Raw genomic sequence first — 24,952 nt, forward strand, 5'->3', positions numbered from 1 at the left:
AACGACATGGGTGTCATGGCTTACCCCCTCCGGTACGCGCTCGCCGACCTCGCCCTGGCGCTCAGCCGGGTCGCCGACGATCCCACCGAGGTGCGCTCGACGGCGGCGCGCGCGGCGGCGGACATGATCGGCGACGGCGCCGGCGTGCAGTTGCTGCGCGACGACGGCCGATACGACGCGATCACCTATCGGCACATCGACGACGAACGCTCGGCGGCGCTCGGCCGGGTGCTCGACCATGTCGGTCAGCTGCCCGACGACGACTTCTCGACGGCGCTGGCCGCGAGCCGGCGCCCGATCGTGCTGGCCGGCGACGGGGTCGAGCCGCTGGCGGGCGAGGAGCACCAGGTCCACGCGGCCGTGCTGTGCCCGGTGATCGTCGACAACACGTACGCGGGCTATCTGGTTCTGACCCGGGAGACGCCGGGCGCCCTCTATTCGACCGCCGAGGTCGAGCTGGCCCGTGACATCGCCGGCGAGCTGGCCCTGGCCGTGTCGAGCGCCCAAGCGCTGGAACGGCTGCGGGCGAGCGAGGAGCGCTACCGGCGGGTGCTCGAGACGATCCCCGAGGGCGTGCTCCAGCTCGATGCGGAGGGCGTCGCGACGTATGCGAACGAGCCGATCGGCGTCGTGCTCGGCATGCCGCGGCATCAGCTGGTCGGCGTCTCGCTGCGGGGCTTCCTCGACGACCAGGGCCAGAAGGAGCTCACCCGGCGGCTCAGCGAATGCAAGGCGGGGCGTTCGACGGTCGGCGCCACGCGGCTGATGCGGGCCGACGGGTCGCGTCGCAGCGTACGGATGAGCATGATGCCGTTGATGGACGACCAGGGCCGCTTCAACGGGGTCGTCTGCATGGTCACCGACACCACCGACCACATCGACGCGCGCGGGCTCAAGCGGCAGCTCGACCATCTGCGCCGGCTCGACAGCCTCGGCCAGCTGATCGGCGGCATCTCGCACGACTTCAACAACCTGCTCACGGTCGTCGGCGGCTCGGCCGACATGATCCTGTCCTCGGCCGAGGAGGGCTCGTCGCAGCACAGCCTCGCCAACGACATCCTCGAGGCGGTCAACACCGGCCGCACCCTGACCCACCAGCTGCTCGCGTTCGGCCGCAGCGAGGGCAACCGGCCCGAGATCATCCCGATCCCCGACCTGCTCACCGACGTGCAGTCGCTGTTCAGCCGCACGCTCGGCGAGCACATCGGGCTCGACCTGGCCTTCGGCCCCGACGTGTGGCCGGTGCGCGCCGAGCGCGGCCCGCTCGAGCAGGCCCTGGTCAACCTGGCGGCGAACGCCCGCGACGCGATGCTGCACGGCGGCATGCTGCGGGTCGCCGCCGTGAACGAGGTGCACCAGGAGGGCGAGCCGCCCGAGGGCGCGCCCCGCGGCCGGCTCGTCCACCTGGTGATCACCGACACCGGCACCGGCATGACCGACGAGGTGCGCGAGCGGGCCCTCGAGCCGTTCTTCACGACCCGGCCGACCGCGGCCGGGCTCGGCCTGGCCACCACGGCCGGCATCGTGCAGGGCATCGGCGGCCACATCGAGCTCGAGTCGCAGCCGCGCCTCGGCACGACCGTCCACCTCTACCTGCCGGCCGCCGAGGAACGCCAGCCCGCCGAGGCACGGCAGGGCGCCTCCCAGGTGATCGGCAACGTGCTGATCGTCGAGGACCAGCCCGAGGTGGCCCAGCTCGTGCAGCGGCTCATCGCGCCGGCCGGCTACGCGATCACGGTCGCCACCGACGCGCTCATGGCGGTCACCCAGGTCGCCGCCGGCGCGCACCCCGACCTGCTGATCACCGACGTGGTCATGCCCACGATGACCGGCCCCGAGCTGGCCTCGGCGCTGCGCACCCACCACCCCGACCTGCCGGTGCTCTACATGTCCGGTTACACGGCGGCCTCGCTCGGCCCGCAGCTGCACCTCGACGAGAACAGCATGCTGATCGAGAAGCCGTTCACCCGCTCCACCCTGCTCGGCGCGATCCGCACCCTCTGCGGCCCGCAACCGTCACCGGGGGAGTAGGGGCCTTCTTGGCCCGCGCTCAGGCCCGCGTTCAGGCCCGCGCTCAGGCCCGCCACAGGGATCGACGCCTATCGTCCGGGGTATGACCCGTCTCCTGCTCTGGTGCGGGGTGATCGGCGGCCCGCTGTTCATCGCGGTCTTCCTCGTGAACGACCGGATCCGGGACAACTACGACCCGGTCCGCGACTTCGTGAGCGAGGCCTCGATCGGTGCGGGCGGCTGGCTGCAGATCGCCAACTTCCTCGTCACGGGGGCGCTGGCAGTGGCGTTCGCAGTCGCCGCCCGCCGGACCGTCACCCCCTGGACCGGCGTGCTGATCGCCGTCTTCGGCGTGGGCCTGATCGTGGCCGGCATCTTCGTGAGCGACCCCGCCCCCTACACGGCGGCCCGCACCACCCACGGGATCGTCCACGACATCGCCTCGGCTTTCGTCTTCATCCCGTTGACGGCCGCCGCCTTCGTGGCCGCCCGCTGGCGCCCGACAACGCCTTGGCGCTGGTACTGCCGCGCGGTGGGTGTGGCGATCCCGGCGTTCTTCGTCCTGGCCGGCGGCGTGGAGTCGTTGACCGGCGTCTTCCAGCGGTTGTCGATCGGGGTCGGCTTTACGTGGCTCGCGGTCCTGGGCCTGCGTGCGCTGCGGCTGTCGGCGGTCGACCAGCCGGCCGGGACCCGCGAGGCGGGGGTGCCGGCGGGGCCGTGAGGATTGGGGCGCCCGGTGGGTGTCGCGCGCCTGGCTGGAGCCTGCGCTTGGCCGGGGCCCGCGCGCTTGGCTGGAGCCCGCGCTTGGCTGGAGCCCGCGCGCTTGGCCGGAGCCCGCGCGCCCGGCCGAAGCCTCGAGGCTGGCCGGAGCCTGCGCGTCCGGTCGGAGCCCGCGAGGCTGAAGTGCCCGCGCGGTCGTGCGGATCGCCTGCCCTGTGGACAACGCGCGAGAAATGTCAGAGGTGGTTGCTTTACTCGGCCCCACCCACAAGCGGGTGGGGTGGCGTGAGCCTGCGACGGCCGCGCCCCTGTGGAAAACGCGGGGAAAGTGTCACAGGTGGGTGTTTCGCTCGGCCCCACCCACAGACGGGTGGGGTGGCGCCCTACCCGCATACGGGTGGGGTGGCGTGAGCCTGCGACGGCCGCGCCCCTGTGGACAACGCGGGGAAAGTGTCACAGGTGGGTGTTTCACTCGTCCCCACCCGCAACGGGTGGGGGTTGGGCGCGGCGCGATCTTGCTGCCTTCGCGAAAACGGCAGGTGAGAGGCCAGACCGGTCGCCTACCCGACTGCTCGAACGAGCGCCGACCCCGTCGGTGACGCGAAACCGGCGACTCCTACCAAAGGTGCGAACTTGGGCGCGCAGGCTTGCCAGTCGATCCGGACAAACAGCAGGATTCCGGGGCATCGCTGACTGCCCGAGAGGAAGCTTGAGTGACCAAGGATCGCACGAGCAGCGTCGCACGCGCGGATTCCGACGGCGCGTCGACCATGGATCTCAGCGGGCGATGCGTGGGGAACTCGTACGTCCTCCAGCATCCGATCGGGCAGGGCGCGACCGGCACCGTCTGGCGGGGCGTGGACCGGGCCTCGGGAACGCCGGTCGCGGTGAAGTTGCTGCACGAGAGCCTGTTGCGGCAGCCAAAGCTGGTGACCCGTTTCGTCCAGGAGCGGACGATCCTGCTGATGCTGCGACATCGCAACGTGGTGCGGGTGCGGGACCTGTTCAGCGTCGGGGAGACGCTCGGGCTGGTGATGGACCTGGTGGACGGCGGCAGCCTGCGCGACCACCTGCGGGAGCACCACACCGTACCGGCGGGGGAAGCGGCCCGGCTCGCGGCGCAAGTCGCGGCCGCGCTGGCCGAGGCGCACGAGCTCGGCGTGATCCATCGGGACCTGAAACCGGACAACATCCTGCTGCTCGTGGAGGACGGCAGGCTGGACACCCGGCTCACGGACTTCGGGGTCGCCCGGATCCTGAACACGCCCAGCATGACGACGCCCAATGCGGTCGTGGGCACCCCGCACTACATGGCGCCGGAGGCCTTTCACGGCGTAACGGCAAGCCCGGCAACCGATGTGTACGCGCTGGGCGTGCTCCTGTACGAGCTGGTGAGCGGCCGCCCGCCGTACGACAGCGACTCCATCCCCGACCTGATGCGCCGGCACATGGAGGGCAACCCGGAGCGCCGCCCCGGCATCCCCGAGGACATCTGGCAGCTGGTCGCGGCCTGCATGTCGACCAAGCCGCGGCTGCGCCCGACGGCGGCCGAGATGGTCGCCGACCTGTCGGACGCGGTGCGGCAGCTCGCCGACGTGCCGGCGCTGCCGAAGCCGGACCGGCCGGTCTCGCTGGAGATCGACCCGGACAAGTCCGTCGTGGGGCTGGACCGGGTGTGGAAGCCGAGCGAGCACACCGGGGGCGCGCCGGCGCCGGCTCAGCGCGGTCTCGACCAGGGCCGAGCCGTGCGGCGCAACGTGCGCTGGCCCGGGAACGAGGGCGAGCACGCCGGGATGGGGGCGGCCCGCGACGGCGGGCTTCCGGGGAACGACGCGAAGGACGCGCGGAGCCGGGGTGACGGTGATGCCGGCCGGGCCGAGGCGGGACCGGCGAGGTCCGGAGGACGGTCGATCGAGGTCGGGCGCTCGCACGAGGGCGGGCCGGCGCAGCAAAGCGGGCGCTCGCACGAGGGCGGGCCGGCGCAGGAGAGCGGGAGCGACAAACGCCCCGAGGGCGTGACCCGGCCGGAAAACAAGAGACAGACCGGGGAGAACCGGACCGGCGAAGGGCTCGGCGGCGGCAACCGGACCGGCGGCGATCCCGAGGCGGTCAGCCTGCTGCCGCTTCCGCGACAAGGCGACAAAGGCAACGCGGCCCCCAAATGGCGCTGGGCCCGGCCGGGGGCGACCATGACAATCATCGCCACCGCCATGATCGCGGCGGCGGTCGCGACGACCGTCTGGGGTTTCCACGGCGCCGAGGGGGAACCGCGGGCGCAGGCCTCGACCCCGGTGCTGGCCGCGCCGACCGCGAGCGAGCGGCGGTTCCACGGCACGGCCGCGACCACGACCCCGCGCCGGGCCGCCGTCACCCATACCGCCGCGGCGCCTCCGGCGGCGACGGCCGATCAACGCGGCCAGGGCGGACAATCGGTGACAACTCCCCGCGTACGGTCGGGGAAGTCACCAAGCGTGACCAAGCCGCGGTCACCGCAACCCGAGGCCAAGCCGTACGGGCCGTGGGTCTGCCGGCAGAGCATCGCGTTCGACTTCAGCAGCCGCACGCCGCTCGGGCCGAAGCCGTGCCAGATGATCGGCCGCGACATCCAGTACCAGGCGTCGCTGACCGCGCCCGGCGGCGGCACCGGCAGCATCACCGTGGCGCTCCAGGACGCCGGCAGCGGTCGCACCGTGGCCGGGCCCAAGACCTGCGAGAACCTGACGTTCGGCGGTGACGCGTCGACGCAGGGATGCGGGCCGGCCGGAGCGACGCCGGCGCGCGGACGCTCGTACGCCGTGGTGATGTCCTTCCGCTACGTCCGGGAGGGCCGCACGATCGCGAGCACGTCGAAGGGCAGCACCTTCAGCTGGTGATCGGCCTACCGTGAGGGTGTGAGCTGGGGATTCGTGCTGGCGGCGACGATGGCCGCGACCGTGCCCGCGCCCACGCCCGCGCCGAGTGACGCACAGCAGGCCATCGTCGTCACCGGGCGTGCGATGGGGTCGAGCTACGCCACGCTGCGTGCCTACCAGCGTGGTAGCGATGGGCGATGGCGGGCGGCGTTCCCGGCGATGGCGGCGCGCAACGGGTGGGCCGGATGGGCGCCGGCGGCCAAGCGCGTGCAGAACACCGGGACCACGCCGATCGGCACGTTCCGGATCACCGAGACGTTCGGACTCGCCGCCAACCCGGGCGTCCGGCTGCCGTACCGGCGGGCCGACGGCAACGACTACTGGGTCGGCGACCAGCGCGATCCCCGCACGTACAACCTGTTTCAGCCGGCTTTGAACCCCGGCCGGACCTGGCGGACATCGCAGGCCGAGCGCCTGGCGTCCTTTCCGACGCAGTACGCGTACGCCGCCGTGATCGATTTCAATCGCCCGGCTCCGTCCTCGGTCAGCTGGGACGCCCGCCGCGGGGAACATGTCACGAGAAATCCGGTGAACGTGAAGCTCGGCTCGGCGATCTTCCTGCACGTCAGCGGCAAGGGCTCGACGGCCGGCTGCGTCTCCGTGAGCCGCCCCGACCTGGTCAAGATCCTGCGCTGGCTCAACCCCGCCGCCCACCCCCGCATCGTCATGGGCCCGGGCGCGGAAATTAGTTAGAACCAGAAAGCGTTCCCGGCTACCGTGATCCGCATGTTCGCGCTCGGTCTGCAGCTGCCTCTCGTGGTGGCTCCCGCATGCGCGCACACCGTCGATACCCGACTCTGACCCTTCCCCATCGGCAGCAGAACCCGGGGGAGGGGTCGCCGCCGCATGGGTTCTGACGCGCTCCCGATCGAAGGCAACGGGGACATCGCGTACCGAAAACACCAGCCTTACCTCCAGTAAGGATTGCGAAAGATCATGGCCAAGAGCCAGTTCGTCCGGAACAAGCCGCACGTCAACATCGGCACGATGGGTCACGTCGACCACGGCAAGACGACCCTGACCGCCGCGATCACCAAGGTCCTCGCCGACCGCGACCCGGCCGCCAACCGGTACGTCGCGTTCGAGGGGATCGACAAGGCGCCGGAGGAGGCCGCCCGCGGGATCACCATCACCATCGCGCACGTCGAGTACGAGACCCCGAACCGCCACTACGCCCACGTCGACATGCCCGGCCACGCCGACTACGTGAAGAACATGATCACGGGCGCGGCGCAGGTAGACGGCGCGATCCTCGTGGTGTCGGCGCAGGACGGGTCGATGCCGCAGACCCGCGAGCACGTGCTGCTGGCCCGGCGGGTCGGCGTGCCGTACCTGGTGGTGGCGATCAACAAGAGCGACGCCGTCGACGACCCCGAGCTGCTCGACCTGGTCGAGCTCGAGGTCCGCGAGCTGCTGTCCGAGTACGGCTTCCCCGGCGACGAGGTGCCGGTGGTCCGGGTCAGCGCGCTCAAGGCCCTCGAGGGCGACCCGGATTGGGTCCGGTCGGTCGTCAACCTCCTCGACGCGGTCGACGACTACGTCCCGGTGCCGCCGCGCTCGCTGGTCGAGCCGTTCCTGATGCCGATCGAGAACGTCCTGTCGATCAGCGGCCGGGGCACGGTGGTGACCGGCAAGGTCGAGCGGGGCACGCTGCGCGTGGGCGAGCCGGTCGAGGTGGTCGGCCTCGGCTCGACGGTCGCCAGTGTCGCAACAGGCCTCGAGATGTTCGGCAAGTCGCTGGAGTCGGCGCAGGCCGGCGACAACGCCGCCGTCCTGCTGCGGGGGGTGAAGCGCGAGCAGGTGCAGCGCGGCCAGGTGGTCGCGGTGCCCGGCAGCGTGACGCCACACATCAAATTCAAGGCGACCATGTACGCGTTGACGGCAGCCGAGGGAGGACGGCACACGCCCTTCGCGGCCTACTACCGCCCTCAGTTCTATTTCCACACGACGGACGTGTCCGGTGGCATGGACCTGGGGGACCGCGACCTGGTCCGGCCCGGCGACACGCTCGACGCCGTGGTCGTGACACTGGGCAAGCCGATCGCGCTCGAGGCCGGCATGGGCTTCGCGGTACGTGAGGGCAATCGCACGGTCGCGGCCGGCACGGTGACCGAGTTGCTCGACTGATCGAGCCGCTCGACCGACCGGGCGGCCCGCCCGGCAGCGCGGTGGCCCGGCTGAGTGATCAGCCGGGCCACCGTCACAGCTCTGCTCACCTATGCGCGCGCGGTGGCCTTGCTCTGCTTACCTGTGCGTGCGCGGTGGCCTTGCTCTGCTTACCTGTGCGTGCGCGGTGGCCCAGCTCTGCTCACCTCTGCGTGCGCGGTGGCCTTGCTCTGCTTACCTGTGCGCGCGCGGTGGCCTTGCTCTGCTTACCTATGCGTGCGCGGTGGCCTTGCTCTGCTCACCTGTGCGCGCGCCGTCAGCTCAACCGCAAATAGTCGAGGTTGAAGCCGCCGGTCTCGCAGTAGACCGTGACCACCTGGTCGCCGCCGGCCAGCGTCACCGGCACGTGGACCGACTGATAGGCGCCCCAGCCACCGGTGTCCGGCACATCCGCCGTGGCGAGCTTGACGTCCCCGGCGTCCCGCAGCGACACCGCCCCGGCCGCCACCGCGCCGGTTCCGTTCGCGACCCGGAGCTCCAGGTCGTAGGTGCCGGCCGTGGCCACGTCGAGGCGGTACTGCAACCAGTTCCCGGGGGCGGTCCAGCCGACGTTCTTGCCGCCGCTCGCCGCCGCGTTCGACTCGATGAAGTTCACGCCCTCGGTCCAGCCGTGCTGGGCCACATAGGACTCGGCCTCGACCCGTTCGCCGATCGGCGCGCCGTGCGGGGCGACGGTCAACGGGACGGTCGTTTTCGCGCTCGCCGCGCCGTCGGTGACGAAGAAGGTCAGGCTCTGCGTGCCGGCGCTCGTCGGGTGCACGGTGACGACGCCGGTGCGGGCGTCGAGGGTGACACCGTCGGGCAGGTCGGTGGCGTAGAAGGCGAGCCGGTCGCGGTCACGGTCGGTGGCCCGCAGCCGGAACGTGGTGGTCACGTACTGGTCGGCGGCCACCGCGCCGGGAGGCGCGAAAACCGGGGCGTGGTTGCCGTGCGTGCTGGGGACATGCGCTTTCCAGGTGTACGTCGCATAGGCCCCGGCCGGCACGGTGACGGCGAAGCTCTCATCGCCGAGAACAATGCGCACCGACTTCGCGGCACTGTTCGCATTGCCGAGAATGGCAGTGAAGTCGTTGCCATCGCGGTAGACGACGTTGCTCACGCCGCCGGACGTCCCGCTCGACTCGACCCGGGTGTCGCGGGGGGACAGATAGCGGGCGAACTGTCCGAGCGGGTAGAGCTCATCGCGTACGGAAAACGTCCTGGTGTTGGTGTTGACCTTGACAAGCCGGTCGGGCCACTTGGTCGTCGCCGCGATCTGGTCCCAATCGACGTTGTTGTCCCGTTTGTCGGTCCAGTGCAGGGTGCCGCCGTCCTGGTCGGTGGTCTGCGCCCAGAGCACGTAGGAGCTGGCGTCGAGGCGGAAGTAGCTGAGCACGGTGGCCGGGTTGAGATCGCTGGTCTCGGTCATGTGCACCGGCTTGCCGTATTGCTCGTAGGCGTCGCGCATGACGGTCGGATCGCCCCAGTACGGGTGGAAGGCGATCGCGTCCGCCGCCTGCCGCGCCGCCGGGTCGTTCATGATCCGGTAGTAGTTCTTGGTGGCGGTGCTGTTCGGGTCGTGCCAGTCCCAGAAGTTGAAGTCGTGCACGTAGAGGTCGGTGCGCAGGCCGGCCCTCCTGGTCTCACGCTTGATAGCGACGGAGAGCTTCTGCTGCTGTTCGACGCTGATGTCCATGGCCGGGTAGACGACGTCCATGCCCGGCTCGTTGAGCAGAGTCAACGCGTCGACGTGGACACCCTGGCGGGCGTACGCCTGGAGATACTTGACGTAGTACTTGGCGAAGACGTCGATGCAGTCATCGCGCAGTTTGCCCACTTGGTAGTAGTCCGTGCTGCTGCCCGGCTTGAGGGCGACCTCGCCGAGAAACTTGTTGTTGGTCTTCATCCAGGCCGGCGCGCTCCAGGCCGAGGCAAAGAACGTCGCTTTCGGATTATATTTCAGAATAAGTCGCGCGGTATCGACGATGTGCAGGTCGACGTCGCGCTGGATCGAGAAGTGCTGGAGCCCGAAGTCGTCGCTCACGCCCGCCGGCAGGTCGTCATAGGACCAGAACGGCAGGTGCTCGATGAGGTCCGGGCTGCCGATCGTGAGCCGGAACCGGTCGAGCCCCGCCCCCGTCCTCGGATCGACGAGCAGCTTGATCGCCTTTTCCCGCTCGGCCGGCGTCAGCTTCCACAGGTTGGACACGCTGGTCTCGTCGAGCGAGAACCCGATGCCGCTGTACGCCTGCTTGGACTGACTCGGATCGATGACGACCGTCGCGTCGGTCGCCTGGTCCCGGCCGTCCCCGACGCGCGTGCCGGGCAGCCGCTCCCAGGCGTGCGCCGCCCCGCTCGAGTAGGTCCCGGTGACGATCTCACCCCGCGGATGGTGGTGTGATCCGCCGGCCAGGGCCGGTTGCGCCGCCGCGAGCAGTAAGCCGGCCGTCGATGCGACAGCAAGCGCCGCGGTTGTCGATCGCCTCACGAGGCCTCCCGATGAGATAGATCAAGTGCTATCCCCGTGGAGTTTATTAACCACTTTAACTAAGAGGCAACACCTGAGGTACGAATTGGAAACCGGCGCGGGTGAGGCGGGGCTTTAGGGCACGAGGTTGTTGAGCGCGGGGGCACCGCCGGGCGCGGGGGTGGCGGGCGGGGCGGCTGTTGTGTCGCGCGGGTGGCTGTTGTGTCGCGCGGGTGGCTGTTGTGTCGCGCGGGTGGCTGTTGCGTCGCGCCGGCGTTCCCATCCCTGTCCGGGCGCTCCTCCTGTGCGGGCGCTCCCCACCCCTGTTCTGGGTGGGGCGAGCGTATGGCTTGGCTACGACATTTTCGGCTGGCCGTCCACAGCGGTTGTGTCGCGCGGGCGTCTCCCACCATGTGCGGGCTTTCCCCACCCCGGTACTGGGTGGGGCGACCGTATGGCTTGGCTACGACATTTTCGGCCGGCCGTCCACAGCGGTTGCGTCGCGCGGGCGTTCCCCACGCCTGTGCGAGCATCCCCCACCCCTGCACTGGGTGGGGCGAGCGTACGGCTCGGCTACGACACTTTTGCCGTCCGTCCACAGCTGGCGCTCGCGCTCGGGGATGTTGGGGATCGGGGCTGTGGATGGGGGTGTCGGGCTGGTGGGGCGGTCGTAGGGTCTTCGGCATGAGTGTCGAGATCGAGGCTTTGCGGGAAGTTACCGACGAGGTGGTCAAGGCCTTCGGGCGCCTGCTGCCTCAACTCTCGCGGTCGGCGCCGGCCCTTGATGTTCAGGGGATTCGGGAGCTGGTGGCGTTTCCGGGGAACCGGGTTCTCATCGCTCGGCTTGACGGGGAGATCGTGGGGACGCTGACGCTGGTCACGTTTCCGATTCCTACGGGGCTTCGGGCGTGGGTGGAAGACGTCGTGGTCGACTCGTCGGCCCGCGGGCACGGGGTGGGGGCCGCTTTGACGCGGCAGGCGGTTCGGCTTGCGCAAGGGGACGGGGCGCGGACCGTCGATCTCACGTCGCGACCTTCTCGGGCGGCGGCCAACCGGCTCTATGAGCGGCTGGGGTTCGAGGCGCGGGATTCGAAGGTTTATCGGTTCGCGGTTCAGGACGAGAACAGCGACGCATAGAAGGGGGTGCTGCGGAACGGGCCGTTGTGGTGGGGACTGTGCCACGCGGGGACGCCGTCGACGGTCAGGACGTAGTCGGGGTGGATGCCGTCGTCGCTGGGGGTGGCGGTCAAGGCTACGAGCAGGCGGGTGCCGGCGGTGACGGGCATCGGCGCCGGCAGCGGGGCGTAGACGGGGGCCCAGGCGCGACTGTCGCCGGATAGGGCGTCTATCTCGCGGCCGCCGCGGGATGAGGCGGCCACCCGCGCCCACAGCAGGACGCCGGTCATCTCGGCGTCGCAGGCGATCCGCAGGGAAGCGGGGCGAACGGCATCCGAGGCGTTCTGCGGGGAGGCGGGATCAGCGGCGTCGGAGGCGTTCTGCGGGGAGGCGGGATCAGCGGCGTCCGGGGCGAGCCGCGCGGCGACCGGCGGTGAGAGCTCGGCGTGGGGTGCGGGCTCGAACAGGACGGACTCGACCGGGGCGCAGGAGGAGATGACGATGTCGTCTACCGGGCCCGACAGGCATAGGCGTGGGTCGAACGGGCCGCCCGCGGAGGCGAAGATGGCCGGCAGATAGTCGGGGGCGAGGGCTACCTCGGCGGCGGGCAGGGCTACCGCGGCGGCGAGGGTTTGGGCTCGGAACGGGATCCACACGCAGGCGGGGGCGCAGAGGCGGGATCGGGCGTCGTCGAGGACGGGGATCATGCCCTCGGCCGTGGCCACGTTGCCTACTATTTCGGAGACACAGACTTCCGCGCGTACGGGCAACGTCTGCGCCGAAGAGTGACCGGGCAGGACCGTGACGCGGTCGCCCAGGCCGGACCGCTCGATGTGCTCGGACGCCTGCCGGGCGAAAGCCGGCGAAGCCTCGATCGCGTAGACGTGGCGGGCGCCGGCGTGGGCGGCCTCGATCGCCCACAGTGCGTCGCGGCCGGTGCCGATGTCGAGCACGACCTTGCCCGGCGCCTCGGCCCGGATCGCCGCGCGGTAGGCGCGATTGCGGTCGTCGGGTGCGTCGAAGGCGTCGTAGATCCGGTCGTCGTAGACCTCGTACTCGCCCATGGACGGGAAGAGCACGAAGCGCGGCGCGCTACTCGTTGTCGTTGTCGGCCTCGCGGCGGCGCAGCTCCTCCTCGCGGCGGCGGAGATCGGCCTCCCATTTCTGCATCATCGACTCATCGTCGCGCAAGGAGGTGGCGAGGTTGCGGAGGAACTCGGGATCGTCGTCCGGCGCGAGCCGCTCGCCGCGCTGGCGGGGGCGCTCGTTTTCCGGGAAGCCGCTGCCGGGTCGCCACACCGTGCCGTTGCTCAGGCGGACCGGCGACACGGGGCGGCCGGCCACGAACCAGGCGATCGCGCCGACCGGCGAGAACAGCAGGATGATGAACACCCACGCCACCCGCGGCAGCGCCCGGATCGCGAACTCCTCGGCGGAGAGGCAGTCGATGAGGGCGACCACGAGCAGCGCCAGGTCGAGGAGCACGAACAGCGAGTAGAGGCGAACCATGGCGGTAGATATTGCCCTACCGGGGAAGATCCTGTGGTCCCGAAAATGGTGCAAATCGGTAGTGTGGCCCGGCGCGTCCGGGAACGCGCCGGGCCGTAGCCGCTAACTGGTCGCGGAGGAGAAGGCGGGCAGATAGCCGTACGTGTAACCGCTCTTGTTCGGGTGGAAGGAATTTTGCGGCGGGATCACGGTCAGGCCGTTGAGATAGGGCGAGGAGGCGCAGATGCCGTGGCCCGCGAACTCGTCCCGCACGTCGGAGAAGGTGAGGCCGGCGGCCTGCGATCGGGCCTTGACGAGGTCGTCGAGCACCTGGGCGCCGTGGTTGAGGACCTTGCGCTTGGCCAGGCTCATGCCGGTGAGGCCGCAGTAGGACGACGACGTGTCGAACAGCAGCGGGTAGTCGAGAACGACGATTCGGGCGTTCGGCGCCTTGGCCTTGATCGCGGCGTAGGTGGCGTCGAGCTTGGCCGGCAGGGTCGTGCTGATGTCCGTCTCGGCGGCGGCGACCTTCTGGGCGCAGGCGGCGTCGCTGGAGACCTGGCAGCTCAGCACCGTCGGCGCGAAGCCGGCGTCGTTGCCGCCGATGGTGATGCTGATCAGATCGGTTCCGCCGGGAATGAGCGGCGCCTGGAGGTTGCGGACGTCGCCGGTGACCGCGCCGCCGCAGGCGAGGTTGGTGAACGACTTGGGCGCGTTGCGGCTGACCCATTGGCCGGGGTAGCCGTTCGGGCTCTGCAGGCAGAGCCCGGTCTGGCCGGGCGCGCCGACGCCCGAGGAGTAGGAGTCGCCCAGCGCGACGTAGTCGACGCTGGAGGCGGCCGCGGCGGGGGCCGCGATGCCGAGGGTGGCGAGTGAGACGGTGACGAGACAGCCGAGGACGACGTGGGGTCTGCTCATCGGGTGGCCTCCGGTCCGTGGGGGAGGGAAGCCGAAGCGCTCCGGTTACCGCACGGTATGTCAAGGGCCCGGTAAAAGAAACATCGTGTTTTTCTTGTTACAGCGTAGTAATATTCGTCGATGTGACCTGCATCTATGTCATGCAGTGATGTTTCGCGCACCGCGCGTGGCGATCTTTCATGGGTGCCACAGGCGGTCCTCAGCGTGCGCACAGTTGATCGCTCTACCGTCTTCACATGGAAGAAGAACGGGCACGTCGGGTCGTCGAAACGCTTCGGGCACGCAACGTCTTCGCCCATGTCAAGCTTCCGCAGGCGGGCATCACGCAATACGGGATTCGCGTGGTGCTGCCGGACGGGCGCGAGGCCATCTGGGACAACGACGGCACGGCCGGTCTCGAGGCGCAGATCATGCGGAACGGGATCCTGGTCGGCTACGTCGCGTCGATCCCCGACTCGGAGAACTACGGCGACGGGCAGATCGTCGAGGCGATCGCTACGGCGGACTATGACCGGCCGGTGGGGCGCTCGCGGCCGGCGACGCCGCGGACCACGGTGCCGCGGTCACCGTCGTCGTTCGCGCAGCGGTTGCGGGGGAGCTTCCGCGGCTAGCCGTCGTAGGACGGGTTGATCAGCTGCTCGAGCCGGTGCATGGCGACCGGCCAGAGCTCGGGGGTCAGGTTGGCCAGCAGGGTTTCGGCCAGGGCCTGGACCACCATGTTGATCGTCTCGTGGGTGGCGGGGTCGAGGTCGGGCTCTACGAAAACTGCGGATATTTCGGGAATATCGGGTTGGTGGGGGGCGGGCTCGGGGTTTTGCTCGGGCTCGGAGATGAGTGCGGGCTCAGGGCCGAGTGGGGGCTTGGGGTCGAGTGCGGGCTCAGGGCCGAGTGGGGGCTCAAGGCCGAATGCGGGCTCAGGGCCGAGCGTGGGCTTGGGCTGGAAGCCGGGTGGGGGCTCGGGCTGGGAGATGGGCGGTCGCTCGCGCGGGGGGACGGGCGTGGGCTCGCCGTCCGACGTGGGCTGGGTGCCGGGCGTCGGCGGCCCACCGTGCGCGGGGGCCGGCTGGGCACCGGGTGCGGGCGTCGGCTCGGCGCCGGGTGCGGGCGTCGGCTCGGCGCCGGGCGCGGGCGTCCGCTGGATGCCGTGCGCGGGCGTCGGCTGGATGCCGGGCGTCGGCTGGGTGCCGAGCGTGGGCTCGGAGCCGGGCTGAGCGTCGGCCGCGGGCTCCGGTGTGACCGGCTCGGGTGCGATCGGGGCCGGGGCTTGGGGGGTCTGGGCGTTCGCGAGCAGCTCGGCCGTGACCGGCAAATCCTCGGCGGCGCCGATCAGGTGCAGGTGGGCGGTCGCGCGGGTCAGGGCGATGTACAGCAGGCGGTGGCCGCGCGGGTCGTCGTCCAGGACGTGGCCGGGCTCGACCACCACCACGGCGTCGAACTCGAGGCCCTTCGCCTCGTGGGGAGCCAGCAAGGCGACCCCGGAGCCGCCGGGCTCGTCCTCGCCCGCGGGGTGCCAGGGCAGGCCCTCGGCGTCCAGCGCCGCCTCTACCTCCTCGCGGCAGCGGGCGGGGCTGATCACGGCGACCGAGCGGCCCTGCTCGGCGTACCCGGCCGCGGCGGCGGCGACCAGGGACGAGCGGGTGCCGGGGTCGGACGGGACGATCACCGGGTCGGACGTGCCGTCGCGTACGGTCGTCGGTGCTTGGATGCTCGGCGCCGCCATCGGCAGGAGCTCGGCCGCCAGGTCGAAGATCTGGCGCGGGATGCGGTAGCCGAAGCGCAGCTCGCGATGTTCCGGAGACTGAGGCGGCAGCTGCGCCACCAGATCGTGCCAGTCGTCGCGCGCCCACAGGCCGGTCGACTGGGCGATGTCGCCGACCACGGTCATCGAGCCGGTGGCCGAGCGGCGGGCGATCGCGCGCAACTGCATGGGGGAGAGGTCCTGCGCCTCGTCGACCACCACGTGCCCGTACGCCTTCGGATCGCCGTCGATCAGGGAGCCGGCCTCGTCGAGCAGGGGCAGGTCGGCCTCGCTCCAGCCGTCCTCCTCGGCGGGGCGGTAGAGCGACGCGATCTCGCGCTCGGTGAACTCGCCGCCGGCCGCCGCGGCCAGGGCCTCCCGCGACCCGAACAGGTCGTGCAGGAAGCCGGGCGCGTCCAGCGACGGCCACAGCAGGTCGGCGAGCCGGTCGGCCGCCTCCAGCACCACCCGCGGGTCCTTGGTGGCGGCGACCATCGTGGCCCGCAGCAGGATCCGCCGGGAAGCCGGGGGCGCCTCGCTGGCCTTGGCCGTGTCGATCACCCGGCGCAGGGCGACCGGGTCGAGCGGGACCGGCCGGCCGTCGACGTCGATCGACTCCGGCAGCTCGCCCGCGTCGAGGCCGCGGCGCTCCTCGAAGGCGCGCGCCAGCAGGCCGGCCATCCGCGCCTCGCCCTTGAGCCGGGCCACGTGCGGGGCCTCGTCGAGGGTCTTCTCGATCTCCGGCAGCAGGGCCCGCACCGACCGGTGCCGCACCCGGTCGTAGCCCCAGCCGGTCAGCACGTCGTCGGTGTACCGCGCGAACGCCGCCGACGGCCCGACCACCAGCGTCTCGGCGTCGTCGAGCAGGCCCTCGTCGAGCAGCCAGGCCACCCGCCGCAGCGCGGTCACCGTCTTCCCGGTGCCGGGACCGCCCTGGATGATCAGGAGCCGGTCGAGCGGGGTGTGCACCACCTCGTCCTGGGCGGCCCGGATCGTGCCGACCATGTCGGGCCCGGCCGCGGTGTGATCGCGGCCGAGCTCGGCGAGCAAGTCATCGTCGACCGGGGCGCTCTGGTCGGCGGCGCGGAACATCGGCGGCGGCCGGTTCAGGCGCCCGCGAGGGGCACTTCGAGGCGGACCGCGCCGCGCAGGTCGAGAAAGACGCGGTCGGCGGCGCGGACCATCCGCAGCACCACGTCGTCGCAGTTCGGGCAGCGGGCCACACGACCCATCTCCTGCCCCCACAGCATCAGCGCGCCGATGGCCGCGGCGTGACCGCAGCCGGCGCACGTGAACCGGGCCTCGGTCATCTCCAGCGCGAAGATCTCCCGCAGGTCGCCGGCCATCGCATTGCCGTCGAGCTCTTTCATGAGGTGCCTCCGAAGCGTTCCGTCCGGATGCGTTTGGGGTCGTGCCCGAGCGCGACCAGAATGTCGGCCGCCGCCTCGACGAACGTGGTCGGCCCGCACACATAGCAGTCGGGCGTGAAATCGGCGGGCCACCCGTGCGTGTTGATGGTGGCCACGTCGATGCGCTTGGGCGGGTTCGGCGAACCCTCCGGCGCCTGGCGGGTGTAGACCAACTGAAGATCAAAACCGGGCTCATCCCGTACGCGCCGGGGAAGCTCCTCGCGATAGATCACATCAGCGGGCGTACGCACCGAGTAGATCATCCGGAAGGGTTGCTTGGCCCGGACCAGGCCGCGGGCCCGCACCATGGCCATCAACGGCACCACGCCGGAGCCGCCGGCGAGCAGCAGAACCGGGGCCGGCTGCTTCTCCCGCCACACGAACCAGCCACCGACCGGGCCGCGCAGCTCGAGCTGGTCGCCCACCTGGAGGTCGTCGGTCAGGTAGGGCGAGACCTCGCCGTCGTCGAGGCGCTGGATGGTCAGCTCGACCTTGCCGTTCTCCTCCGACCAGGCCGACGCGATCGAGTAGCTGCGCTGGGCCCGGTAGCCGTCGGGCGCGGTGAGGCGGACGTCGACGTGCTGGCCGGGCAGGTGGCCCGGCCAGTCGGGGACGTCGAGCACCAGCGTGCGCGCGGTCGGCGTTTCCTGCCGCGCGCCGGTCAGCGTGGCGGCACGCCAGATCAGTCGCCCTGGTAACGCTGCTCGAGCCATGGGTCTCCGTACATGTGGTAGCCGGCCGCTTCCCAGAAGCCGGGCTCGTCCTCGTGCATCAACGTCAGGCCGTTGACCCATTTGGCCGATTTCCAGAAGTACAGGTGCGGGATGAGCATCCGTGCCGGGCCTCCGTGCTCCGGCTCAAGATCCTCGCCGTCGAACTTATAGGCGATCCACGCCTTCCCGTCCAGCAGATCCTCGAGCGGGACGTTGGTCGTGTAGCCGCCGACGCTGTGCACCATCGTGTAGTCCGCAGCAGTCTCGACGTCCTCGAGCAGCGTGTCCAGAGATACGCCACGCCAGGTCGTGCCGAGCTTCGACCACTTGGTGACACAGTGGATGTCAACCGTCACGTCCTGATGCGGCAATGCGGTGAATTCCTGCCAATTCCAGCTTTTCTGATCGCCGGCCTCCGAGGTGACGGTAAAGCGCCATCGGTCGAGCGGGATCCGCGGTGTCGGTCCGGCCGAGAGCACCGGAAAGTCGTGCGTGAGGTACTGCCCGGGCGGCAGGCCGGGAACCGATTCCCGCCGCCTGCCCCCGAACCCCCGGGAAATGATGCCCATAGCTGTCGAGTAAACCGCACGATCATTTCCCGTACTAGCGCTCTCACATCTGGATCGGCCCGCGGACCGCGCCGGCGAATCGGTCGGTCTCGGGCACGACGATGCGATATGTGGCGTTCGGGGTGAGGTCGTCGAGCGGGAACGTGCGGGTGGCGGGGTAGGTGCGGATCGTGGTCCAGTCGTCGCCGGTCTGCTGCTGGATCGCCACGGTCTGGTCGTCTAGGCCGTCGATCGCGATCAGGAGCTGGGTCGGGCCGGTGCGGACGGCGTAGATCTTTACGGGCGGTTTGGTGGCGGTCGGCGCGGGGGTCGTGGGCGCGGGGGTCGTGGGCTCGGGGGTGGTGGGCTCGGGGGTGGTGGGCTCGGGGGTGGTGGGCTCGGGCGTCGTGAGCGTCGTGGGCGTCGTGGGCGTCGGCGCCGGCTCGGTCGTGATCGACTCCGACGGCGACGGGCTGGGGGTTTCTGAAGGGCTGTCCGACGGGCTGGGGCTTTCTGAAGGGCTTTCGGAGGGGCTTTCCGAGGGCGGGGCCAGGGTGGTGAACTCGTCGAGGGCGGCCGCGGCGTCGACCCGGCCGAATCCGTAGTCGTCGTCGCGGCCCGGGGCGCCCAGGTCCACGGCCGTCGACTCGATCGCCGTCTCGACCGCGTCCGGGCCGAGGCCGTGGTCGGCGGCGCGGATCAGGGCGGCCAGCGCCGAGACGTGCGGCGCGGCCATCGAGGTGCCGTTCATGGTGCGGTAGCCGTCCGGGAACGTGCTGACGATCCCGTTGCCGGGCGCCGCCACGTCCACGTAGCCGCCGGCGTTCGAGTAGGAGGCGATGCCGTCGCCCGGGGTGGTGGCGGCGACCGCGATGACGCCCGGCTCGGCGGCCGGATAGGAGATCGGGCTGCCCTGCGCGCGCATGTTCCCGGCCGCGGCGACAACGACGACACCGAGGCTGCGGGCGTACGCGACGGCGTTCGTCACCGCGTCCATGCGGGCGGTCGCGCTGATCGACAGATTGATGACGTCCGCACCGCGCTCGGCGGCGTAGACGATCCCGTTGGCGACGTCGGAGAGGTAGCCGCTGCCGTTGGCGCCGAGCACGCGCACGGGCAGGATCCGCGCGTCCGGCGCGACGCCGGCGATGCCCTGGCCGTTGCCGGCGGCGGCCGCGATGATCCCGGCGACGTGCGTGCCGTGACCGTTCGGGTCGATCGACGGGCCCTCGGTGCCGGTGATGAAGTCGCCGCCGGGCAGGACCCGGCCGGCCAGATCGGGGTGGGACGAGTCGACGCCGGTGTCGACCACGGCCACGGTCACGTCCTTGCCGGTGGAGCAGGACCAGGCCTTGTCCGTACGCATGGTGTCGAGACCCCACTGCTGCGGGCGGTACGGGTCGGCGTCGGCGGTGTGCACCGGGACGTCCACCTCGACGCTGACCGCGCGCTCGGCGTGCTGGCCCGTGGTCACCAGGCGGGTCGCGGCCTCGTGGTCGGTGGCGGTGCCGACGGTGCTGACCGGTCGTCCGCTCCCGTCCACGGTGGTGCTCACTACTCGTACGGGATGGGAATTTGAAATGATCGCGGGCAGAAGGCGCGCCGGTGAGGTCTCCAGACCGTGGGTGATCGGCCGGAAGGCCGCCTGATGGTGCGCCAGGGCCGGCGCGGTCGCGGTGGCGCCGATCAGCACGGCGCTCAGCAGCAGCTTCGTCTTCATGGTCAGACGCTTCGGCCGCGGTGGGTGCCGAGCGGGTTGCGGAATCGGTGATTCGTCGTTTTAGCGAAAAATGCCGGATATCATTCGGTGCGTGGACGACGGGCTCTACGTCTCGGCCCGCCAGCGGCGCCGTAAACGTCGCAAGATCGGGACCGCGCTGGCCGCCGCGGCGCTGGTGCTCGGCGCCGGGGCGTACGTGGTGACCGCGTGGGCGATGAACCGGCATTCTTCGCAGGTCACGAGCATCGCCCCGCTCGCGCCGACCGTTTTCGCGAGCCCGCCGTTGCCGACTGCCACCGCGGCGAGCATGCCGGCCGTGCCCACCATGGGCCCGCCGCCCGGCACGATGTCCGCGGCCCGCCGCTCCTGGCGTCCGTCGCCGGTCCCGTCGCCGAGCGGCCTGACCGACGACGAGCTGGCGGCCCAGCAGGTCGGTCGCCTGCTGACGCCGCGTTCGCTGGCGCCCGGCGAGGCGATGGCGGACGACGCCGCCACGGTCCGCAATGAGCTGACGCCCGACGGCACCCAGTTGCGCATCGTCTCGGCCCGCACCGATCTGGCCGACCAGCTCGCCGGCGCCGCCGACAACGGCCAGCCGGTGGGCGCCGCGCGTTGCACCCAGAACTTCCGGGTCGACGACGTGCCGTCGCCGCAGATCCGTCCCGGGTTGTTGCTGTGCTGGCGCACGTCCCCCGCGAAGAGCGTGGTGGTGGTCGCGACCAGCACGTCCGGCCGTCCCGCGGTAGCCGTCGGCGAGTCGGCAATTCGCCGGGAGTGGCTGAGTATGGGCTGAAAGGGCGCTCGTTTTCGCCCGGTTTATCCGCTCTTTTGCAACCATGGGGGCTCGGGGTCCGCCGCGTAGGCGGGCCGATGCCGAGACTCGTGGGGATCCGAAAAATGAGCAATCAAGAAGACGATCGCCGTGCCTTTGGCAGCCGCCGCACCAAGATCGCCGCCGGCGCGGTCGGCCTGGCCGCGGTACTGGGCGGCGGGGCTTACCTCGTCACGGCGCAGGTGATCGACCACAATGCGAGCACGGAGGCGCGCGACACCGGTGCGCTGGGACCGATCGTGGCGCCGGCCCCGGCCGCATCGTCTGCGCCGGCCGCTATGCAGGCGTCGGCCGATTCGGTCAGCGCGCCCGCCTCGTCCTCGGCCACCGCCTCGCCCAAGCCGACGACCAAACCGTCCCCCTCCGAGACGCTGTCCGTGCAGGAACAGATCCGGCGTGCGCGAGCGGATGCCGAGAAGTTCGGCAGCCCGCTCACCGCGGCACCGGCAAAAGGCAAGATCGACGAGCGGAACGAGACTGTCAAGAACGGCTCGATGCGGGTGATCACCGCCAAGTTCGACCTGACCGGGCAGCGGGCTCTGCTGTGGGCCGCGGACAAGGGCAAGCCGGTCGGCGATGCGAGGTGCACCCAGAAGGTCCACTTCACCAACAAGATGACGCCGACCGTCCAGCCCAACCTCCTGCTCTGCTGGCGCACATCGGAGTCCAGGAGTGTCGCTACCGTGCTGGTGAACTACGACGGGCACCCCTCGACGGCGAAGAGTCTCGAGGTGATCAACCGGGAGTGGGCCAAGCTCGGCTGATGTCTTGCGCGAACGCCTTGACCCGACCGTAGGCGATACCGCCGCATGAACAACGATATTCCTGACTCTTCGCAATTACACCGCTACGAGTAGTTACGCTTCCCGCGAGACGGCCCGCGACGGTTCACCGAGCGCAGGGCCCAAGCATCCAGCGACGCGGTCCACGCGGACCCGTAGGAGGACCTCGCATGCGCAAGTCCAAGTCCAGTTACACATCCCGGCTACTCGGTGCCGGGATCGCGGCGGGCACGGTGACTGCCGTCGCACTCGTCGCGCCGACGGCGGCATGGGCGGTGGTCGTCGGGACCACCACCCCCAACGTCGTCGTGCCGAACACCGCGGTCACCCTCGAAAACAGCGGCTACACCTACGGTGCGGGTCACTACGCCCAGGTGCAGACCGGTACCTCGTGCGCGACCAAGTACACCGCCGCGAACAGCACGTCGGTGTGGGACGCCACCCAGGCGTCCGGCGCCGCACACCAGATCGTGGTGACCGTTCCGTCGACTGTCCCGGCCGGTGACCGGGGTGCCGCCAAGCTGTACAACGTGTGTGTCTACGACACGAACACGGCGAGCAGCGTCCAGATGATGACGTCGACGGTGTACGTGACCTCGTCGCCGACGCTGAGCACCACGGCCGGCCCGACCGGCGGTGGCAACCAGCTGACGCTGAACTCGAGTGACGCGCTCTTCACCGGCCTGACCGGGCTCGGGGCGATCTTCGTCACCTCAACCACGAACTGCCCGACCACCTACGGGACCACGCCGCCGGCGAACATGTTCGCCACCGACGGCGCCCGCGTGTCGAACACGCAGGCGACCCTGACGGTGCCGACCGGCGTCACGGCCGCCAACAACAGCGTGGCGCCCGCGAACTACAACCTGTGCCTCTACGGCGGCACGACCAGCACGAGCACGCTGCTGTCGGACGCGAACTACGCCGTCAACCGGATCGTTCTCAACCAGAACGCCGGTCCCAGCGGCGGCGGCAACGGTCTGACGGTCACGGCCGCGGATCCGAACTCGACGATCTTCGCCACGACCCCTGGTGTCGTGCTCCGGACCGCCACCTGTACATCCACGAACTACACGACTGCCGGGCCGGCGGCCGGCGTCGTGTCGATTCCACCGGCAAATCTGCGAAAGCTGGCGGACAACCAGATCGCCTTCAGCATTCCCTCGAACGTCAACGTGGCCACGGGCACCTGGAACATCTGCATCTACGACAGCAACACCAACAGCGCCGGCAACGTCATCGCCAGCGCGAAGTACGAGGTCTCGCCGGCCGTCACGCTGACGAAGATCTCGCCGGCCGCGGGCAACACGATCGGCGGCACCCGCATCACCGTGTACGGGAGCAACTTCCCGCTCACGGCGGGCTCGATCACGGCCTCGCTCGGTGGCGTGCCGCTGGTCAACATCCAGCCCAACAGCGCCGGGGCTTTCTACGCCTACACGCCGGCACACAGCCCGGACAACGCGGCCACGCTGGTCGTGACCACCGCGACCGGCACGACCTCGCTGCAGAGCGCGTTCGCCTTCCAGAACGCGATCAACGTCACGCCGAAGACGGCGCCGAACACGACGCCGACCGTCGACATTCAGGTGAGTGGTTCGGGCTTCCTGAACTACAACTTCGGCGCGAGCAGCACCTACGCCCGGATCTTCCTGGTCCGGGGCGCCTACAACCCGGCGAGCGACAGCGCCAGCAACTACCGGTCCAACGGGCCGGTGCAGGAGTGCGGGAACGTCCTGCGGGTCAGCGACGTTCTGGTGATCTGCACGCTGACGCTGAACCGGCGGTTCGACGAGACTGGCGCGGTGTTCGACTCGGTCGCCTACACGACGACATGGGCCGGCGGTGCAACCCCCGACCCCACGACCAAGGTCCTCGACCTGACGAGCAACACGGCAACCTGGAAGGACGTCGGTCAGAAGATCGCCGGTACCAGCATCCCTAACGGGACCACCATTACGGCGGTACTGAGCCCCACGCGGATCCTCCTTTCGGCCTATCCGACCGCGGTGACCGCGACAGGTTCGATCACGGTTGGCGGCGCGGCCGTCCACTCCATCGCGGGCAACGGCTCTACCACCGGTGTGAGTGCCTCCGTGGCGGGCGGCAACGTCCTCACCGTCCTCGGCGGCGCCGGATCTCCGCTGACTCAGGCCGACGTCGGCCGGGTCATCTCCGGAGCTGCTACGAACGGCAACGGCAGCAACGGCATCGACAACGGGACGACGATCACGTCGGTGGCTCCAGATGGCATGTCCGCCACCCTCTCGCAGGCGGCCGAGGGCACCCTCACGGGCGTGGCTCTTGCCCTCTACCCGGCGGCCCCCGTGCCGAACGGCGCGTACACCATGACCGTTGTCAACGACGGCTCGGTTGGTGCCGACACCACCAACGCGAGCTACCAGCAGTCCGCCATCACCAGCGGCGCCACCTTCACGGTCGCGCCCGCCTGATAGTCGGCACGTCACCCAGCCACACCAACCGGTGGCCCGGAGCGAAAGCTCCGGGCCACCGGCCTGTCCGGGACTTAGGACGACGGCCCGCCACATCGTGGCGGGCCGTGGCGTACGCGACAGGATCAGCGCAGTTTGCGCCAGGCCGCGTCGATCGCGGCAACGCTTTCCCGGGCGGACGGACGTCCCTTGGCGTCCACCATCACCGTGTAGACGCTCCGGCTCGCGCTGGTTCGCCAGCACAGCAATAGGTTTGGCTGGCGAGTCGGCGCGACGTCGGGCGACAGCCGGATGGTGTCGGCGCATCGCGCCCGGCCGACCGGCCAGCCACGGTCGGCGACCCAGGCCAGCTCGCGCTGGCCGGTCAGATCGCCCCGGGCCGAGACGATGCGCAACGTGCGCCCTCCGCCCTGGGAAGATCCGCGTTCCACGACGGTGAGATCCGTTAGCGGCCCGGCCGGCGGCCTGAGCAGCGGGTGGGTGATGGGCGCGGTGTTGCGGGACGCCGCCCGCACCGCGTCGAGCCGCCGCTGTTGATCCGGCGTCAGGGACACCGAGGTGGCCGGCGTGGGCGAGGCGCCCTCCTTCAGCGCGGCGAATACCGGTTCGCCCCCGCTCGATCCGGGTGCCGAGCCGACCGCGGAGCTGTCGACGGCAGGGGCGCCCGTTTTGTGGTCGGCAGTCGTCGCGAGGGCTATGGCACCCACCGTCGCCGCCACGCCGGACGCGCCGGCCAAGGCGAGCGCGCCGCGCGTGGTCCGGCGTCCGAAGCGGGGACGAGGGCCGTCATCCTGGTCGGGGTTGTCCATGATGTTTCCTCTCGGGTCAGATCTTGAAGAAGCGGCGCTGGGCGGATGGACGTCGCCGGCGCTCGAAACTTCATGCTCACACCCCGCCTTTCCGCCCACCGCCGGTTGCCTCGATCCTGGGAAATGCCCGCATTTCCGGCGCTAGACTCGCGCCCCCGGAGCGATGCCGGCC

General features: G+C 70.5%; 20 protein-coding genes. 10 read left to right on the plus strand and 10 right to left on the minus strand.

Annotated elements, in window-relative coordinates; translation table 11 throughout:
• The first annotated feature begins 15 nt into the window (after window positions 1-15).
• From ACZ6TB_RS13005 to tuf, 5 genes are all read left to right on the plus strand, one after another.
• Window positions 16-2,031, plus strand: a complete 2,016-nt coding sequence (locus ACZ6TB_RS13005; RefSeq protein WP_465553811.1) for a hybrid sensor histidine kinase/response regulator — start codon at window positions 16-18, stop codon at window positions 2,029-2,031.
• An 82-nt stretch (window positions 2,032-2,113) separates the two neighbouring features.
• A complete protein-coding gene (locus ACZ6TB_RS13010) occupies window positions 2,114-2,731 on the plus strand; it encodes a DUF998 domain-containing protein (RefSeq protein WP_465553813.1) in 618 nt (205 codons plus the stop codon).
• Window positions 2,732-3,443: 712 nt separating this feature from the next.
• Complete coding sequence (locus ACZ6TB_RS13015) at window positions 3,444-5,603, plus strand: serine/threonine protein kinase (protein ID WP_465553815.1); 2,160 nt, start codon at window positions 3,444-3,446, stop codon at window positions 5,601-5,603.
• An 18-nt stretch (window positions 5,604-5,621) separates the two neighbouring features.
• Window positions 5,622-6,335 carry a L,D-transpeptidase family protein gene (locus tag ACZ6TB_RS13020; protein ID WP_465553817.1) on the plus strand — a complete coding sequence of 238 codons (714 nt, stop codon included), beginning with the start codon at window positions 5,622-5,624 and terminating at the stop codon, window positions 6,333-6,335.
• 243 nt (window positions 6,336-6,578) lie between these two features.
• A complete protein-coding gene (gene tuf, locus ACZ6TB_RS13025) occupies window positions 6,579-7,769 on the plus strand; it encodes an elongation factor Tu (protein ID WP_465553819.1) in 1,191 nt (396 codons plus the stop codon).
• Window positions 7,770-8,064: 295 nt separating this feature from the next.
• On the opposite strand, the gene ACZ6TB_RS13030 is transcribed toward tuf, so the two are convergent.
• The gene (locus ACZ6TB_RS13030; protein WP_465553821.1) at window positions 8,065-10,275 is read right to left on the minus strand and encodes a carbohydrate-binding protein; all 2,211 of its coding nucleotides are present in this window, start codon (window positions 10,273-10,275) and stop codon (window positions 8,065-8,067) included.
• A 663-nt stretch (window positions 10,276-10,938) separates the two neighbouring features.
• Between ACZ6TB_RS13030 and ACZ6TB_RS13035 the strand changes: the two genes are divergently transcribed.
• Window positions 10,939-11,391: a GNAT family N-acetyltransferase gene (locus ACZ6TB_RS13035; protein WP_465553823.1), complete on the plus strand. Its 453-nt coding sequence runs from the start codon at window positions 10,939-10,941 to the stop codon at window positions 11,389-11,391.
• Here ACZ6TB_RS13035 and ACZ6TB_RS13040 read toward each other — a convergent pair.
• The 3 genes from ACZ6TB_RS13040 to ACZ6TB_RS13050 all read right to left on the minus strand — a co-directional run bounded on the left by ACZ6TB_RS13040 (window position 11,367) and on the right by ACZ6TB_RS13050 (window position 13,776).
• A complete protein-coding gene (locus ACZ6TB_RS13040) occupies window positions 11,367-12,434 on the minus strand; it encodes an SAM-dependent methyltransferase (RefSeq protein ID WP_465553825.1) in 1,068 nt (355 codons plus the stop codon). The two genes, ACZ6TB_RS13035 and ACZ6TB_RS13040, sit on opposite strands and share 25 nt — an antisense overlap.
• 28 nt (window positions 12,435-12,462) lie before the next feature.
• Window positions 12,463-12,879: a PLD nuclease N-terminal domain-containing protein gene (locus ACZ6TB_RS13045; RefSeq protein WP_465553827.1), complete on the minus strand. Its 417-nt coding sequence runs from the start codon at window positions 12,877-12,879 to the stop codon at window positions 12,463-12,465.
• A gap of 102 nt (window positions 12,880-12,981) precedes the next feature.
• Complete coding sequence (locus ACZ6TB_RS13050) at window positions 12,982-13,776, minus strand: SGNH/GDSL hydrolase family protein (protein ID WP_465553829.1); 795 nt, start codon at window positions 13,774-13,776, stop codon at window positions 12,982-12,984.
• Window positions 13,777-14,012: 236 nt separating this feature from the next.
• On the opposite strand from ACZ6TB_RS13050, the gene ACZ6TB_RS13055 reads away from it, so the two are divergent.
• The gene (locus ACZ6TB_RS13055; protein WP_465553831.1) at window positions 14,013-14,387 is read left to right on the plus strand and encodes a hypothetical protein; all 375 of its coding nucleotides are present in this window, start codon (window positions 14,013-14,015) and stop codon (window positions 14,385-14,387) included.
• Here the strand turns inward: ACZ6TB_RS13055 and ACZ6TB_RS13060 are convergent.
• From ACZ6TB_RS13060 to ACZ6TB_RS13080, 5 genes are read right to left on the minus strand one after another with little or no spacing between them, the layout of a single operon-like run.
• On the minus strand, window positions 14,384-16,606 hold the full coding sequence (locus tag ACZ6TB_RS13060; protein WP_465553833.1) for a HelD family protein: 2,223 nt from the start codon (window positions 16,604-16,606) through the stop codon (window positions 14,384-14,386). The genes ACZ6TB_RS13055 and ACZ6TB_RS13060 overlap by 4 nt on opposite strands.
• A 14-nt stretch (window positions 16,607-16,620) precedes the next feature.
• Window positions 16,621-16,884 carry a DUF6510 family protein gene (locus tag ACZ6TB_RS13065; protein WP_465553835.1) on the minus strand — a complete coding sequence of 88 codons (264 nt, stop codon included), beginning with the start codon at window positions 16,882-16,884 and terminating at the stop codon, window positions 16,621-16,623.
• Entirely contained in the window at window positions 16,881-17,636 is a 756-nt protein-coding gene (locus tag ACZ6TB_RS13070) for a ferredoxin reductase (protein WP_465553837.1), read from the minus strand. Before ACZ6TB_RS13070 ends, ACZ6TB_RS13065 begins: the two co-directional genes overlap by 4 nt.
• Window positions 17,606-18,205 carry a sulfite oxidase-like oxidoreductase gene (locus ACZ6TB_RS13075; protein ID WP_465553838.1) on the minus strand — a complete coding sequence of 200 codons (600 nt, stop codon included), beginning with the start codon at window positions 18,203-18,205 and terminating at the stop codon, window positions 17,606-17,608. The genes ACZ6TB_RS13070 and ACZ6TB_RS13075 overlap by 31 nt, the downstream gene beginning before the upstream one ends.
• Window positions 18,206-18,248: 43 nt before the next feature.
• Window positions 18,249-19,904, minus strand: coding sequence for a S8 family peptidase (locus ACZ6TB_RS13080; RefSeq protein WP_465553840.1), 1,656 nt, complete (start codon window positions 19,902-19,904; stop codon window positions 18,249-18,251).
• 91 nt (window positions 19,905-19,995) lie between these two features.
• On the opposite strand from ACZ6TB_RS13080, the gene ACZ6TB_RS13085 reads away from it, so the two are divergent.
• From ACZ6TB_RS13085 to ACZ6TB_RS13095, 3 genes are all read left to right on the plus strand, one after another.
• Window positions 19,996-20,697, plus strand: a complete 702-nt coding sequence (locus ACZ6TB_RS13085) for a hypothetical protein (protein WP_465553842.1) — start codon at window positions 19,996-19,998, stop codon at window positions 20,695-20,697.
• Window positions 20,698-20,774: 77 nt separating this feature from the next.
• A complete protein-coding gene (locus ACZ6TB_RS13090) occupies window positions 20,775-21,500 on the plus strand; it encodes a hypothetical protein (protein ID WP_465553844.1) in 726 nt (241 codons plus the stop codon).
• A 251-nt stretch (window positions 21,501-21,751) separates the two neighbouring features.
• The gene (locus tag ACZ6TB_RS13095) at window positions 21,752-23,971 is read left to right on the plus strand and encodes a beta strand repeat-containing protein (RefSeq protein ID WP_465553846.1); all 2,220 of its coding nucleotides are present in this window, start codon (window positions 21,752-21,754) and stop codon (window positions 23,969-23,971) included.
• Window positions 23,972-24,096: 125 nt separating this feature from the next.
• Here ACZ6TB_RS13095 and ACZ6TB_RS13100 read toward each other — a convergent pair whose 3' ends face one another.
• Complete coding sequence (locus tag ACZ6TB_RS13100) at window positions 24,097-24,780, minus strand: hypothetical protein (protein WP_465553848.1); 684 nt, start codon at window positions 24,778-24,780, stop codon at window positions 24,097-24,099.
• Between the last annotated feature and the right edge of the window lie 172 nt (window positions 24,781-24,952).

The organism is Actinoplanes sp. NPDC051537, from assembly GCF_055586105.1.

Coding starts and splice junctions, on each gene's coding strand:
- ACZ6TB_RS13090 (WP_465553844.1), top strand. CDS start 20,775: ATGCCGAGACTCGTGGGGATCCGAAAAATGAGCAATCAAGAAGACGAT.
- ACZ6TB_RS13005 (WP_465553811.1), top strand. CDS start 16: ATGGCTTACCCCCTCCGGTACGCGCTCGCCGACCTCGCCCTGGCGCTC.
- tuf (WP_465553819.1), top strand. CDS start 6,579: ATGGCCAAGAGCCAGTTCGTCCGGAACAAGCCGCACGTCAACATCGGC.
- ACZ6TB_RS13070 (WP_465553837.1), bottom strand. CDS start 17,636: ATGGCTCGAGCAGCGTTACCAGGGCGACTGATCTGGCGTGCCGCCACG.
- ACZ6TB_RS13040 (WP_465553825.1), bottom strand. CDS start 12,434: ATGGGCGAGTACGAGGTCTACGACGACCGGATCTACGACGCCTTCGAC.
- ACZ6TB_RS13055 (WP_465553831.1), top strand. CDS start 14,013: ATGGAAGAAGAACGGGCACGTCGGGTCGTCGAAACGCTTCGGGCACGC.
- ACZ6TB_RS13045 (WP_465553827.1), bottom strand. CDS start 12,879: ATGGTTCGCCTCTACTCGCTGTTCGTGCTCCTCGACCTGGCGCTGCTC.
- ACZ6TB_RS13035 (WP_465553823.1), top strand. CDS start 10,939: ATGAGTGTCGAGATCGAGGCTTTGCGGGAAGTTACCGACGAGGTGGTC.
- ACZ6TB_RS13080 (WP_465553840.1), bottom strand. CDS start 19,904: ATGAAGACGAAGCTGCTGCTGAGCGCCGTGCTGATCGGCGCCACCGCG.
- ACZ6TB_RS13075 (WP_465553838.1), bottom strand. CDS start 18,205: ATGGGCATCATTTCCCGGGGGTTCGGGGGCAGGCGGCGGGAATCGGTT.
- ACZ6TB_RS13065 (WP_465553835.1), bottom strand. CDS start 16,884: ATGAAAGAGCTCGACGGCAATGCGATGGCCGGCGACCTGCGGGAGATC.
- ACZ6TB_RS13050 (WP_465553829.1), bottom strand. CDS start 13,776: ATGAGCAGACCCCACGTCGTCCTCGGCTGTCTCGTCACCGTCTCACTC.
- ACZ6TB_RS13010 (WP_465553813.1), top strand. CDS start 2,114: ATGACCCGTCTCCTGCTCTGGTGCGGGGTGATCGGCGGCCCGCTGTTC.
- ACZ6TB_RS13060 (WP_465553833.1), bottom strand. CDS start 16,606: ATGTTCCGCGCCGCCGACCAGAGCGCCCCGGTCGACGATGACTTGCTC.
- ACZ6TB_RS13100 (WP_465553848.1), bottom strand. CDS start 24,780: ATGGACAACCCCGACCAGGATGACGGCCCTCGTCCCCGCTTCGGACGC.